The organism is Flavobacterium sp. (assembly GCF_044361015.1).
In the GTDB taxonomy this organism is placed as follows: domain Bacteria; phylum Bacteroidota; class Bacteroidia; order Flavobacteriales; family Flavobacteriaceae; genus Flavobacterium.
In genome coordinates this window covers 22,873-37,153 of record NZ_JBIKJL010000009.1, presented here as the reverse complement: position 1 = coordinate 37,153, position 14,281 = coordinate 22,873, and the positions used below count along the sequence as shown (strand labels likewise).

The 14,281-nt window shown below is 27.5% G+C and carries 13 protein-coding genes; 11 read left to right on the top strand and 2 right to left on the bottom strand.

Going from position 1 to position 14,281, the window contains the following annotated elements:
* The first annotated feature begins 22 nt into the window (after window positions 1–22).
* From ACIQ2Z_RS04425 to ACIQ2Z_RS04385, 9 genes are all read left to right on the top strand, one after another.
* A complete protein-coding gene (locus tag ACIQ2Z_RS04425; RefSeq protein WP_396182951.1) occupies window positions 23–820 on the top strand; it encodes an FkbM family methyltransferase in 798 nt (265 codons plus the stop codon).
* Complete coding sequence (locus tag ACIQ2Z_RS04420) at window positions 808–1,929, top strand: glycosyltransferase family 4 protein (protein ID WP_396182950.1); 1,122 nt, start codon at window positions 808–810, stop codon at window positions 1,927–1,929. Before ACIQ2Z_RS04425 ends, ACIQ2Z_RS04420 begins: the two co-directional genes overlap by 13 nt.
* Complete coding sequence (locus ACIQ2Z_RS04415) at window positions 1,926–3,062, top strand: glycosyltransferase (protein WP_396182949.1); 1,137 nt, start codon at window positions 1,926–1,928, stop codon at window positions 3,060–3,062. The genes ACIQ2Z_RS04420 and ACIQ2Z_RS04415 overlap by 4 nt, the downstream gene beginning before the upstream one ends.
* Window positions 3,063–3,680: 618 nt before the next feature.
* Window positions 3,681–4,568: an O-antigen ligase family protein gene (locus tag ACIQ2Z_RS04410; protein WP_396182948.1), complete on the top strand. Its 888-nt coding sequence runs from the start codon at window positions 3,681–3,683 to the stop codon at window positions 4,566–4,568.
* Window positions 4,558–5,532 carry a glycosyltransferase family 2 protein gene (locus ACIQ2Z_RS04405; RefSeq protein ID WP_396182947.1) on the top strand — a complete coding sequence of 325 codons (975 nt, stop codon included), beginning with the start codon at window positions 4,558–4,560 and terminating at the stop codon, window positions 5,530–5,532. The genes ACIQ2Z_RS04410 and ACIQ2Z_RS04405 overlap by 11 nt, the downstream gene beginning before the upstream one ends.
* Complete coding sequence (locus ACIQ2Z_RS04400) at window positions 5,525–7,117, top strand: hypothetical protein (RefSeq protein ID WP_396182946.1); 1,593 nt, start codon at window positions 5,525–5,527, stop codon at window positions 7,115–7,117. The genes ACIQ2Z_RS04405 and ACIQ2Z_RS04400 overlap by 8 nt, the downstream gene beginning before the upstream one ends.
* Window positions 7,104–7,781 carry a class I SAM-dependent methyltransferase gene (locus ACIQ2Z_RS04395; protein WP_396182945.1) on the top strand — a complete coding sequence of 226 codons (678 nt, stop codon included), beginning with the start codon at window positions 7,104–7,106 and terminating at the stop codon, window positions 7,779–7,781. Before ACIQ2Z_RS04400 ends, ACIQ2Z_RS04395 begins: the two co-directional genes overlap by 14 nt.
* 32 nt (window positions 7,782–7,813) lie before the next feature.
* Window positions 7,814–8,824, top strand: a complete 1,011-nt coding sequence (locus ACIQ2Z_RS04390) for a glycosyltransferase family 4 protein (RefSeq protein ID WP_396182944.1) — start codon at window positions 7,814–7,816, stop codon at window positions 8,822–8,824.
* A 56-nt stretch (window positions 8,825–8,880) separates the two neighbouring features.
* Window positions 8,881–10,275: an exopolysaccharide biosynthesis polyprenyl glycosylphosphotransferase gene (locus ACIQ2Z_RS04385; RefSeq protein WP_396182943.1), complete on the top strand. Its 1,395-nt coding sequence runs from the start codon at window positions 8,881–8,883 to the stop codon at window positions 10,273–10,275.
* A 4-nt stretch (window positions 10,276–10,279) separates the two neighbouring features.
* Here the strand turns inward: ACIQ2Z_RS04385 and ACIQ2Z_RS04380 are convergent, their stop codons facing one another.
* Both ACIQ2Z_RS04380 and ACIQ2Z_RS04375 read right to left on the bottom strand, forming a co-directional pair.
* On the bottom strand, window positions 10,280–11,407 hold the full coding sequence (locus ACIQ2Z_RS04380; protein ID WP_396182942.1) for a DUF4105 domain-containing protein: 1,128 nt from the start codon (window positions 11,405–11,407) through the stop codon (window positions 10,280–10,282).
* Window positions 11,408–11,412: 5 nt separating this feature from the next.
* On the bottom strand, window positions 11,413–12,396 hold the full coding sequence (locus ACIQ2Z_RS04375; protein ID WP_396182976.1) for a PorV/PorQ family protein: 984 nt from the start codon (window positions 12,394–12,396) through the stop codon (window positions 11,413–11,415).
* 263 nt (window positions 12,397–12,659) lie between these two features.
* Here ACIQ2Z_RS04375 and ACIQ2Z_RS04370 point away from each other — a divergent pair, with 263 nt between their 5' ends.
* Together ACIQ2Z_RS04370 and ACIQ2Z_RS04365 are read left to right on the top strand one after the other, a co-directional pair.
* A complete protein-coding gene (locus tag ACIQ2Z_RS04370; protein ID WP_396182941.1) occupies window positions 12,660–13,391 on the top strand; it encodes a CDP-alcohol phosphatidyltransferase family protein in 732 nt (243 codons plus the stop codon).
* Window positions 13,392–13,420: 29 nt separating this feature from the next.
* On the top strand, window positions 13,421–14,278 hold the full coding sequence (locus tag ACIQ2Z_RS04365; protein WP_396182940.1) for a glycoside hydrolase family 25 protein: 858 nt from the start codon (window positions 13,421–13,423) through the stop codon (window positions 14,276–14,278).
* The last annotated feature ends 3 nt before the right edge of the window (window positions 14,279–14,281 follow it).

Sequence of the window (14,281 nt, the reverse complement as noted above, 5' to 3'; positions counted from 1 at the left end):
ATGTTTAAGTTAAAATAAAAAAATGAATAAAATTATCAGGTTATTATATACCTATTTGCCAAAAAAGTGGATACTTTTTTTAGGAAAAAGTAACGGGTTAAAATTTCTCAGAGATTTGGTTTTAAGACCAAATAATAAAGAGGTTATTATTGATGAATTAGTAACTTGGGGAAAGGGAAAATTTTATTTTTTTGCACCAATAAAAGTTGCAACAAAAGCTAAAAATAAAGGAATTGAAAATTTACTTTTAAAGAATACTTTACAACTATTTAAAAATGATAATTTTACAAATCCTACTATCTTGGATGTGGGTTCTAATTATGGTTTTATAAGTCTTGCTTTGCAATCAAATCTGACAAGTCAAACATCTATTTTTTCTTTTGAGCCACATCCAGAAATTGTTAAAGCATTTTCTAGAAGTATTTTAAAAAATGATATCAAAAATATTATTCTTGAAAATGTTGCAGTTGGAAATGATAATGAACTGATTGAAATTAATTTATTCGGACAAACCAGTAATATTTTAGATACCGGAAATAAAGTAGTTCAGAAAGTTAAAATAAATCAAATTAAATTAGATGATTATTTACTTGATCGAAATATTATTCCAAATTTTATAAAAATAGATGTGGATGGTTATGAATTGAATGTTTTAAAAGGTTTGCAAGACACAATAAATAAATATAAACCAATTATGGTAGTAGAAACTAATGATAGTGAGGAAGTGTTACAGTTTTTAAAGAATTGTAATTATAAATTACTTAATTTAAATTTAAAAGAGTTTAAGGGTATTCCAAATAATGTTTTTTGTATAAATTAGAGTTGAAAAATATTGTTCTTTTAGCTTCAGAATTTCCGCCTCTACCCGGTGGTATTGGAAATCATGCCTATAATTTAGCTTTAAACTTTTCTAAATTGGGACATAATGTTACAGTTATAACAGATTACAGGGTTAATCAAAAAGAAATTGAGATTGATTTTGATTCTTCTTTGCCTTTTTTGGTAATTAGAATTGAGCGAAAAAATAATTTGTTATTTACTTATTTAAATAGAATTTTAGCTGCAAAAAAAACCATTAATAAACATAAAAATTCAGTGATATTTGCTTCAGGCAGATTTTCATTGTGGACAGTAGGCATTTTGAATTTTTTCAAAAAAAATAAGAATTCATTTTCGGTTATTCATGGTTCTGAATTATTTTCAGGTAATTATTTTGAACAAAAATTAACAAAATATAGTTTGTCATCATTTCACAAAAATATTGCGGTTTCAAATTTTACACGAGATTTAATAAGTAAAGTAAATCCCAATCTTGAAGTAGAAGTTATTAATAATGGTTTTTCTAAAATAGATATTGAAGAAGGAGAAGTTTTTAACAAAGTTAAAGATAAATTATCAATAATAACTGTTGGAAATGTTTCACAAAGAAAAGGCCAACAAAATGTAATTAGAGCCTTACCTAGTTTACTAGTTAAATATCCTAAAATTCAGTATGAAATTGTTGGAATCCCAACAGAAAAAGAATCTTTACTTAATCTGGCCACTCAATTAGGTGTTGATGATCATGTATATTTTCATGGTGCAGTTAGTAATAATGAATTGAAATATTTATTAAAAAAATCAACCGTTTTTTTTATGTTAAGTAATGTGTTGTCAAATGGCGATGTAGAAGGTTTTGGTATTGCAATTTTAGAGGCTAATTCACTTGGGATTCCAGCGATTGGCTCAAATAATTCAGGTATTTCAGATGCAATTAAACATAAATTCAGCGGATTAGTAGTGGACTCTAAAAATAGTGAAGAAGTTTCGGCTGCATTTGACTTAATTATGAAAGATTATGAAGTTTATTCCGAGAATGCAATTCAATGGTCATTTAATTTTCAATGGGATTTAATTATACAAAAATACAATCAGGTTATAGAATTATGAAAAGGAAAAAATTAGTAATTATTTCTCATACTGAGCATTTTTATAGTAAAGGTGAAATAGTAGGGTGGGGAGCCACAATAAACGAAGTGAACTTTATTGCAGATTATTGGGATGAAGTTGTTCATGTTGCCTGTTTGCACAAGAAAGATGTTCCTAAAAGTTCATTACCTTATTCGAAAAAAAATATTTTTTTCCAATCAATACCACCATATGGAGGAAAGAAAATTTTAGATAAAATATTAATCTTATTTAAAATTCCAATTATTATTATTACTGTTTTAAAAAGTATTAAAGGAGCATCAGAAGTCCAATTGCGTTTACCAACTTCAATGGGCTTATTTTTACTTCCAATGTTTTCATTTATAATTCCTAGGAAATTTACATTTTGGGTTAAATATGCTGGTGATTGGAATCAAAAAAAACCGCCTTTTTCAAATAGATTGCAACGTTATTGGCTTAGAAAAAATTGGTCTAAATGTAATGTTACGATTAATGGTTTTTGGCAAAATCAGCCAAGTCATTGTAAGTCATTTGAAAACCCTTGTCTCACAAAAGAAGATATTCTTAATGGTGATAAGATTGCAAAAAATAAAAAATTTCAGAAACCATTTACATTCTGTTTTGTTGGAAGGATGGATGAAGTTAAAGGGATTTCAAAAATCATAGATTCATTTAAAGGAGTTTCTTCTGAAGATATTAAAGTTATCCATATGATTGGAGATGGAATAGATTTTCATATATATAAAGAGGATTCAAAATATTTGTCAGATAAAATAATTTTTCATGGTTTTCAAGATAGAAATTATGTTCATAAATATTTAAAAGAAGCACACTTTTTTTTACTGCCAAGTTCGGCAGAAGGATTTCCTAAAGTTGTTGCGGAAGCTGCTTGTTATGGAGTTATTCCTATCGTTTCAAATGTTGGAAGTATTTCTCATTATATTGATGAAACAAATGGTTTCGTGTGGAATATTAAAAATAATAAAATTACCTATGAATCAATATTAAAGAAAGCAATTGATTCAAATTCTAACGAATTAAATATTAAATCTAATAAAATTTTAAACGTATCATCATTATTTACTTTTGATAACTATCTGCAAAAATTAAAAAGTAATATACTAGAAAAATAAAGAGTTTTAAGGAATACATCTGCTAAATGTTTACAGAACTTCTTATTATTAAAAATGTATATTATTTTATTTTAATTGAATTATACTACCTTTGAAAAATAATCTAAATTAGTATAATTTGTAATTCTTTAGATTTCATTTATTTTCTTCTTTACTTTACATTATATGAACACTGTTTCAATTAATAAAAATAATAATAAGAGTTTTAAGCCTATCAATCAATTCTCATATTTAGTAAGAGATAATTCGCATTTTGTTTTAATTTCTTTAATGATTTTTTCTTATTTTTATAATTTACCTGTATTATTTTATAGTGCTAAAGGCGATAATGAATTAAGACTATATGATCTTTTAGGTGTTTTTGTATTTTATATATTTATACAAAATTTTAAATTTTATTACATTGTAATAAAAAAAATTGATGTATTCAAATGGTTATATTATTTTGTTTTGTGGTGCTCATTTTCAATTATTCTCACCTTTTTATTTAGCGTTTTTAATGATAAATTGAGTTCTTTTTTTCAATCAGTTCTATATTTGTATCATCTTTGGGTTTTTTTTATTACATCTATTTTATTTTATGTAATAAGTTTTAATAAAAACAGATTGAAATTGTTTGTGTATTTACTACTGATTTTTTCAACGCTTTCGTGTTTGGTTATTGTACTTCAAAATTTCTCAATCATACCTTTTCTTTGGAGTGATATTTATTATAAAGGTTATGCAGGCTTTTTGTCCGGCACACTAGGCCCTAATAAAATTGTAACAGGAATGTTCTCTTTAATAATGTCAATTTTTGCAATTGGACTAGTATTTAATAAAAAAATAGAAATTAATAAAGTATTTGTAATATTAGTTATTTTTATAAATTTATATGTTTTATTATTATCAGGGTCTAGAACTAGTTATGTTGGATTGTTAGTATTTATTGTGTTTTTTTCATTTTATAAAACAGGAGGTTTTGTTTTTTTTTCAATTTCGATTGGTTCTTTTTTTGCTTTTTTTATAATGTCTAATCCAGGTTTATATGAAAAGATGAATGATGTGATTTCTAATAGGGTTATTAACAAGATTGAAGATGACCAAGATATTGAGAATGCGAATGTTGGTAAATTATATGAAGATTTAGGTGCAGGACGAGGGAGGTTATCGATGAATTATATAAATTATTTAGGAAATTATCCGGAAGTTATTCCTTTTGGTATGGGTTTTAATAATCGAATTACCAAAGGTTTTTCTGCTCACAATATGTACTTAAATGTAATTAAAGAACTAGGTTTAGTAGGATTTGTGCTATACTTTGGATGGCTATTGAAATATCTTCAAATATCATTTAAAAATTATAGTGGTTATGCTTTGGCATTAAAAGGATTGATATTATCAATGCTAGTAGCTCTTTTTTTTGGAGAACATCTTTATATTTACCGGCCATTATTTGCTATTTTAGGTTTATTTTTAATAGTTGTTAATGCATTAATCTCATCATTACATAATAATGAATCCTGAAGAAACTAATTCAATAAAAAATATTGCAGTTATTATTCCATTTTATAATGCTTCTACTAAAATAAAAGAAGTGGTAGCTGGCATACCAATTTCTGTAAATCATTTAATTATAGTTGATGATTGTAGTATAGAGATATTGCCTGAAGAAGCTATTTTGAGCGTTATTAATTCAGTAACTAAGGTTACATTTATAAAAAATGAAAAAAATCTTGGTGTTGGTGGAACAACTAAAATAGGTTTTTTGAAAGCTATTGAATTAAAGTGTGATGTTGTTGTTAAAATAGATTCAGATAATCAAATGGATTTAAGTTATTTGCCAATAATGATATCCTCTCTAGTAAATAATGAAGCAGGATACGTAAAAGGCAATCGGTTTAGAGATATGAAAGCTCTTAAGAAAATGCCTTTTGTTAGAAGATTTGGAAACTTAATTTTGTCTTTTTTAATAAAAATAGCAACGGGTTATTGGAATGTTTTTGATCCAACAAATGGTTATTTTGCTTTAAAAACAAGTATTTTAAAGGAATTGGATTTTGATAAAATTTCTAATCGTTATTTTTTCGAAACGTCATTAATTGCTCAATTATATTATCTTAATGTCAAAATAAAAGATATTACCATGCCAGCAATTTATGGAGATGAAAAATCTAGTATGAAAGTTTGGCAAATGCCGTTGTTGTTTTCTTGGAATTTATTGAAACTCTTTATTAAAAGAGTTATTAAACAATATTTTCTATATGATTTTAATATTGCATCTATATATATTCTTTTTGGAATTCCTCTTTTTAGTTTTGGAGTTATTCACGGTATTTATAGCTGGATTTATTATTCTACTCATCATATGCTTGCTCCAACAGGTACAATTATGTTAGTTACCTTGACAATTATTTTAGGGTTTCAATTTTTGTTACAAGCTATTCAGTATGATATACAGAATTCACCTAATGTAAGTCGAAATGAATAGATTAAAATGGTTTTTACTAATTTTTGTGAACTTCACAATTGCTGCTGGATTTTATAAAAGTAATTTAGAGGCTAAAGTTGAAGATATCTCTTCTGATTTGGCCAATATAATTCCAATTTGTAAAAAAATTGACAACCCAAAATTATATCAAAATGACTTATATCTAAACAACATTGAGGATGTTGAATATTATACTCCTTTCTTTGTACAGTCTTTGAGGTTTTTCGCAAAATTTGTAGAATATGATTATTTACAAGCCCTAAATTTACTTAGTTTTTGTGCACATTTTATCTATGGTTTAAGTTGGTTTATGTTGTTGTTTAGCCTTAAAAAAGATTATTGGTTAGCTTTGTTTTTTTCTGTTTTTATTAGAGGAATATTATGGCCTCCAGGAGGTGAGTTATTAGGTATTTCAGATTTGTGGACCATAATGCCTCGAACTGTTTATTCTGCTTTTTTACCTATACCTTTTTTAATTTATTTTAAATTAAAAAAATATAACTTAATAGTAGCCTCTTTTGTTTTGGGATTGATATTTAATTTTCATCCTATAACTGGATTAGGAGGAATAATCCTCTATTTTTCAATATTTGTTTTGTATAATTATTATTTATTAAATGAAAAAATACTAAATATAGGGAAGAAATTATTGATTGCACTACTGTTTTGCTTTATAGGAATGTTGCCATTTATAATAACTTATGCTACAAAAGTAGATAATGTTATTTCTTTTGATCAAGCTCTTTTTAATAAAGCATTTTTATCTAGAATACCAAGTAAATTTAACAACCCTATCCGTTATATTCTTGATTGGAATAGGCCTGTAATGTATTTTTTTGGCATCCTTTTTATTGTATATTATTTTTTTGATTCTTCAAAAAATAAATTCAATTTTAAAATTTTATTTATTTCAGCATTTGTTTTATTTTTTACAGCAAATTTTTCTGTTTATATTGAGAATTTAATAAATATTTTGTTTAATAAAAATATTCGAATGTCATTCCAACTTATTAGATATCAAAAGTTAATAATTCTTTTATTTCAAATAGGACTGTTTTTAATGCTAATAGAAATATTTAAATTGTTATCACCTCTTAACAAGTATAAGCCATATATGTTTTTCGGCTATCTAGTTTTATTGTTTTTTTCTACATCACCACTTTTATCAAGAATTCCAATAATAGGAGATGATTTAACAACATCTGTTTTGCCTAAATCAATGAGTTGTTACTCAGATAATTTATCAAATTATAATCTATCAAAAATGATTGATTATGTTAAAAAAAACACAGAAAATGATGCTGTTTTTTATGGTTCTTATTTAATCAGAACGGGAGCTAATAAACCAGTCATTTTGGATTCTAAAGGTGCAGGTATGCTTATTGAAGGTAATCCAGCTAAATTTATTAATTGGTATTATGATAAATCCAAGTTTAAAACTTTAAGTACAAATGATAAGATTGTATTTTTGAAAAATAAAAATGCTGACTATATAATTGATGACAAATCATGGGATGATTTAATACCAATAAAAAAGATAGGAGATATTTACTTATATAAAATAAATTTTGATGAAAGAGACTAAAATTAAATTCAAAAATGCAATTTCTGAAATTTTAAAGAAACAAGGAACAGATGAGGTATTGTCAGAAGCAGCATTACCGGCTTATGCTCATAAAAATCCTATCATTGATTATATATTTTGGAAAAGATTGTCTGTTGCAAAAAGATTTATTATTGAACAGGTTATGCCGGATTCAAAAATATTAGATTTTGGATGTGGAACTGGTATTTTTTCATATGATTTGGCAAAAAATGGTTTTAATTTGACATCCTTAGATTTAGATTTATCTCCTTTAAAACTATTAAAAACTCAAATACAGTATCCTGAAAGTATAAATTTTATTCAAGATGATTTTTTGACAATGAATTTTGAAACTCAAAAATTTGATGTAATAGTTGCTTTAGATGTTTTAGAGCATATTTCATTAGATGTTTTACCTATTTATTTAGAAAAATTTGATTTAATATTAAAACCTAATGGATATTTTATTGTTTCTGGCCCAACTGAAAATAAATTATATAAACTTGGAAGAAAAATAGCAGGAAATGATTTCACTGGTCATTATCATGAAACAAATATTTCTGAAATTAAAGCAGTTTTTAAAAATACTTTTCAAGTAAATACAATATGTAAACTCATTTGGCCTTTTTTCTTATTTGAAATTTTTTATGCAAAAAAAATATAATATTTTAATTTAAAATTTTATTTAAGCTAGCAATGAAAAGTATTCTATATATTGGTAATAAACTCCTAAAACATGGATATTCTGCTACTTCTATAGAAACACTTGGGCCCTTATTAGAAAGTGAAAATTACAAACTTTACTATGCATCTTCTAAAAAGAATAAAATTTTAAGATTTGCAGAAATGTTTTTCAAAACATTATTAATTGGAAAAAAGGTTGATTTTGTTCTTATTGATACGTACAGTACTACAAATTTTTGGTATACTTTTTATGTCAGCCAACTTTGTAGAATTATGGCGATACCATATATTCCTATCTTGAGAGGTGGAAATTTGGCTTACCGTTTAAATAACTCACCAAAAATTTCTAGACTAATTTTTTCTAATTCTTATAGAAATATTGCTCCTTCTGGTTTTCTTTATAAAGTTTTTCTTAATCATAAATATCCAAATCTAATTTTAATTCCCAATACAATATCAATATCCAAATATTATAATGAATTAAGAATGACCGTTAATCCAAAATTTCTTTGGGTTAGGGCTTTTTCAAAAATTTATAATCCTGAAATGGCTTTAAAGGTTTTTTCTAAATTGAGAAAAGTTTATCCTAATGCAGAATTATGCATGGTTGGACCGTATAAAGATTTGACAAAAGAAACAGTTCAAGAATTAGTTAAAAAAAATGGAGTAGAGGTTAAATTGCCAGGAAAGTTATCTAAGACAGAATGGATTGCTCTTTCAAAAAATTATGATATTTTTATTAATACAACACATGTTGACAATACACCCGTAAGTCTTATAGAAGCCCTAGCACTTGGTTTACCTGTGGTTTCAACAAATGTGGGTGGAATTCCTTATTTGGTTAAGGATAGAGAAACAGCTCTGTTAGTTAATGATTCTGATGAAGACGAAATGGTGAAAGCTATTACAGAATTGATTGAAAATCCGGAATTAGCTCAAAAATTAGCAACTAACGGGCGAAAATTGGCAGAACAATTTGATTGGAATGTTGTTAAAAACCAATGGAAAGAAATATTAGAATAGGTTAAAAAATCTATCATAAATTACTAAATTGCACTTTCAATTTAACAATTGATATAATGCAAAGTAAAAAGAAAATACATTTTGAAGTTTCTGAACGGAAAATTTTGCTCCGTGTTTTTGATGTACTTTTCGTTTTGCTTTCACTTTACCTTGTAGGAATTGTTTTTAAATTCGACTATTTTTCAATTACACCAACTAATTTTTATTGGACTATTGTTTTAGGAACTTATATTCTTGTGATTGGATCCATTTTTGAAATGTATAATCTCCAAGTAGCCAGTAATCAATTTCAGGTTTTAAAGAGTATAATATTGACCTCTTCTACCACTGTTTTAGTTTTTTTATTGACGCCATTTTTTACACCAACATTACCCTCAAATCGGTTGCAAATTCTATATTTTTTTATTGCATTTTTTATCGCTTTATTTTTATGGAGGATGTTTTATTTAAAATATTTGGCTTCAAATCGTTTTGAAAAGAAAGTTATTTTAATTTGTGAAAAAGAATTAGCCAATGAATTGATTTTGGGATTAAAAAGTGTAGATCCACATTATACCATAGTTGCCTTAGTTAATACAGACGAAAATTCAGATTTTTCTATTCAAAATAAAGCGGTTTCTATTATTTCTGTGGCCGGTTTAGAAAAATTTATTTCTAAGAATTCAATTTCTGAATTAGTTATAGCTACTCAAAAAACGGAAGAAATTACGGTTGATTTATATAATAAATTATTACTGCTACTTGAAAATGGTTTTATCATTAGAGAATATACCCATGTTTATGAAAGCTTGACGCACCGTATTCCCGTTCAATACGTTGCGAGAGATTTTTATCGATATTTTCCTTTTAGTCGAAGTAATCAAAATCAATTGTATTTGTTTTTTGTTAGAATATTTGAATACGTAATTGCGATAATAGGAATTACTCTTGGTATGTTTTTTTTACCATTTATTTTAATAGGTAATTTTATAGGAAATCGGGGAAAACTTTTTTATACTCAAATTCGAGTCGGTAAAAATGGAGAAGAGTTCAGAATTATTAAATTCAGAACCATGGTCAAAAATGCAGAATCAGCTGGAGCTGTTTTTGCTACTACTAATGATGCTAGAATAACTCCGTTTGGGAAATTTCTGAGAAAAAGCAGAATTGACGAATTTCCTCAGTTTATAAATATCTTATTAGGACATATGGCTGTTATCGGTCCTAGACCTGAGAGACCTGTTTTTGTCAATGAAATTGCTGAAATTATGCCATTTTATCAAACGCGTCATGTTGTAAAACCGGGATTAACAGGCTGGGCTCAGGTAAATTATTCCTATGGAGATTCTATTGATGACAGTTTAATCAAATTGCAATATGATTTGTATTACATCAAACATAGAAGCATCTTTTTAGATTTCAATATAATGCTTAAAACCTTAAGTACAATCTTATTTTTTAGGGGGCAATAAGTAGTTATTGAGTTGAAAGGATTCTTTTTCTCAATTTAAAAAGAATTATTACTATCGTCAGTAGAATAGGCAGCATTTGAAATAAATGTGTTTTGTTAATCATAAACAGTAAATAAATGCTAAAACTTGTCAAAACAAAGTAAAATATGCGTTTAAACCAAATCAAATTCTTCCTGATATAGCAATAAACAATTCCAATTAAAAACGGATTAAAAAGCAGAACATTATAGTTTTGTAATACTTCCCGATGTAAAGAATAAAATCCCACTAATGACAAGAAGATTCCTAAACTACCCAGAAGGAATAAAAAGAGCAGATATATCCAATTTCTATTAGAAACCACAACTAATACTAAAAATAATAGAAAAGTATAAATAGTATTCCACCATGAATTTGAAAGCAATGTGACATCTTGTTGGAATAATGTTACCGTTTTACCGGCTAAAGGTTTGTTGTTAACTTCAAGTTGCTCTAAACTTTTTAATAATTCAATTGGAAGAAATAACTGTTCAGCTTTTTCATCGGTTCGGTGGCCAAAAATAATATTAATCCCTAATTTTTCATAAAATAAATTAGCTAAATAGGGATTAAGCACATCACGATAACTTTCTTCGACATTGCCCACTTTTTTAATAACAGGTTTTCCTAATTCATCATTTATTTTGTCAACCACCATTGTTGTGCAGTTTTTATCAATAAATTTATAAGTATAAAATCTTCCTTCAGAAAATACAGCTTGATTTAAATTATCAAAAAGTTTTTGTTTTTGTTCCGTTGTTAAATTTAATTCCTGTTCAAAAACACTTCTGTTTTCCATTCGATAGGAATACATGAAATGTTCAAATGAACTGTTGGCAACATAGTATTGCATATCGCCTTTTACAAATTTTAAATAAAAATTGGGCGTACTGAAATCAAACATACCAAAGTTATAGACCACATCTATTCCACGAGAAGGTTCTTGAATACGAATACCGGTATGTCCGAAAATAGAATGCAATTCTTCACCACTCCCACAAGTCAGGATACTTATTTTTGATTTTGGTGACAAGGGATAGGTTTGACAATACAGCGATTGGCCACAAAGTGAAATAAATAATAAAAAAATATAGAAATGTAATTTTTGAATCATAAGAACTATCTAAAAATTCCCAAATCTACTTTAACCGAGAAAACATTTGAATATAATGCGGCACTTTGATCGCCAATATCGGTTAGTGCATAGTCAATTTGAATTCCTTTGTATTTAAAGCCCAAACCAATATTAGGTTGAAATCCCACTTTTTCTGAATTGTCAATTTGTTGGATGTTTTGAAAATTCCCAACTCCGGCTCTTAAAAATACTAAATCGGTATATCCAAATTCAAAACCAAAAGCCGGATCAATACTAACGGCATCAGTTGAAATAATATCATTGGTTTTAGCAAACTGCATATTCAAATTTATTGAACTCAGTAAAGTATAATCATAATTAAATTCGAATTTTCTTGAAATTCCAAATTGAGCTTTTGGAAGTGTAATTTCTGTGCTTTCCGGTAATTCCTGATTTTCACCGGGTATCGCATCGGCAATGCTTTGGAATTTCTCTTCATCAATGTTCCAAACATTATAAGTTGTTGTGATATCTCTGACCATTAACCCAAATTTCCAGTCATTTCGTTCAAATTGAATCCCAACATCTATTCCAAAACCCCAAGAATTAGCAAATTTTCCTATAATTCTTCGGATAATTTTTGCATTTACTCCGTATTGCCAACCGGGTACTTGTAGACTTCTGGCATATGAAAAAGTTGCCCCGTAATCAGCCGTTGAAAATAAATTAATTCGGTTATAATCAATATTTCCATCGCTGTCAATAAGTTGAGTAGTATCTAAAATGTCATCCACTCCAAATCGTATTAATGAAAATCCCCAAGCACTTCGATCATCAATTGGCATGGCAAAGGCAGCATAATCATACTGGGCTATATTGGCAAAATAGCTGGCATGCATTAAGGATAGCTGATTATCTTCTAAATGGATTAATCCTGCCGGATTCCAATAGCCTGAATTCACATCGTTTGAATTGGCTGTAACAGCATTAGACATTCCTAAAGCCGCTGCATCTACACCAATATTCATGAACTCATTAGAATATTTTCTGATGGATTGGCTATAAGAAAAGGACGTGATGAACAGCAATAAACATATAAAGGTTTTTTTCAAAGCAAATTTTTTATATACCCTTTGGGTTTTACAATTTTTTCTCAAAAATAGAAAATTTTAGTGAGGTGCTTCTTTCTAATGATGAAATAAAACAGAAAAAATATTCCCATAAAAATATCAAGTAAAAAACGCACTTGTTTGTGAGTTATTGTATTAAATTTGTTTTCAAACCATTGAATATGAATATTAAGTCGAAAATCCCCAATTTTATTACTTTATTAAACTTATTATCAGGCTGTATAGCTTTAGTTTTTGTAGCTAGAAATCGGTTTGATATTGTGTTTTTCTTTGTTTGTTTAGGTATTTTTTTGGATTTTTTTGATGGCTTTTTTGCACGATTGTTTAAAGTTCAAAGCCCATTGGGGGTTCAATTAGATTCTTTAGCAGATATGGTAACCAGTGGAGCTGTTCCCGGATTTGTGATGTTTCAATTGATTTTTAAGTATCAAAATCAAGGTATTTCAGTATTGGATGATTTTTTTCCAACTAACCATATTTTGCCTTTGGCAGGTTTTCTAATAACATTAGGTTCTTGTTATCGTTTGGCTAAATTTAATATTGATACCCGACAAACTAATTCTTTTATTGGTTTGCCAACCCCGGCGAATGCATTATTTATATTAAGTATCCCTTTAATTATAGATTCTACTACTTTTTTAGGACTAAAAGAATTCTTGAGTAACCCTTACTTTTTGATGGCGATTTCAGCTTTTAGTGCTTATATCTTAAATGCTGAGATTCCTCTCTTCTCTTTAAAAATAAAGAATTTTTCATGGGAAAGGCACAAGATACAAGTGCTTTTTTTACTGTTTTCCCTAATTTTATTGTTTAGTTTTAAGATACTAGGATTGCCATTAGTAATATTACTTTATGTTCTACTTTCTGTAATTCAAAATAAAACGGTTCAATAATCGTTTTAAGTTTCATTATTTTCTAATAAATGAGAAAACCGGTTAAAAGAAAACCTACTGTAAAAAGAAAATCCAGCCGTAAAAAATCGCCTTTTTCAGGAAAGTTTTTATCCATTGGAGCATTTTTATTATTTTTATTATTTATTGGAATTGCAGGATATCATTATAGAGAAGCATTGGCTTACTATTTTAGTTTTCGCTCCAGACACGAATTAAAAACGACTAATACTACAAAAATTGAAGGAGCAAGAATTTTTCAAGTATTAAGCAAACATTCCTCAAATGTCTTTGGTTTAGACGTTTCAGAATACCAAGGTGATATTCATTGGGAAGAAGTTAAAACAGTCGAAGATACCTTCCAACTAGAGTTTGCTTTCATCAGAGCAACTGCAGGGAAAGATAAAATTGACGCTAAATTTAAACATAATTGGTCGAAAGCAAAAGAAAACGGATTTGTTTGTGGAGCCTATCACTATTATCGTCCCAATGAAAATTCAATTAAACAAGCCGATAATTTCATCAAAACAGTTACGCTTAAAAAAGGAGATTTTCCACCAATTTTAGATATAGAAAACTTACCTAAAACACAATCAATCGATAGTTTAAAAGTTGGATTACGTCGATGGTTAACAAAAGTTGAAAACCACTATGGTGTTAAACCAATTATTTATTCAGGCGAAAGTTATTATAAAGATTTTTTGAAAAATGAATTTAAAGGCTACTCATTTTGGATTGCCAATTATAATTTTTTTGTAGAGCAAATTAAAGATGATTGGCTTTTTTGGCAGTTTACTGAAAAAGCTACGATTCCAGGCATCAAAGGTCCTGTCGATATCAATATTTATAATGGAACTCCAAAAATGTTGAATTATTCCGTTTTGCAATGACGT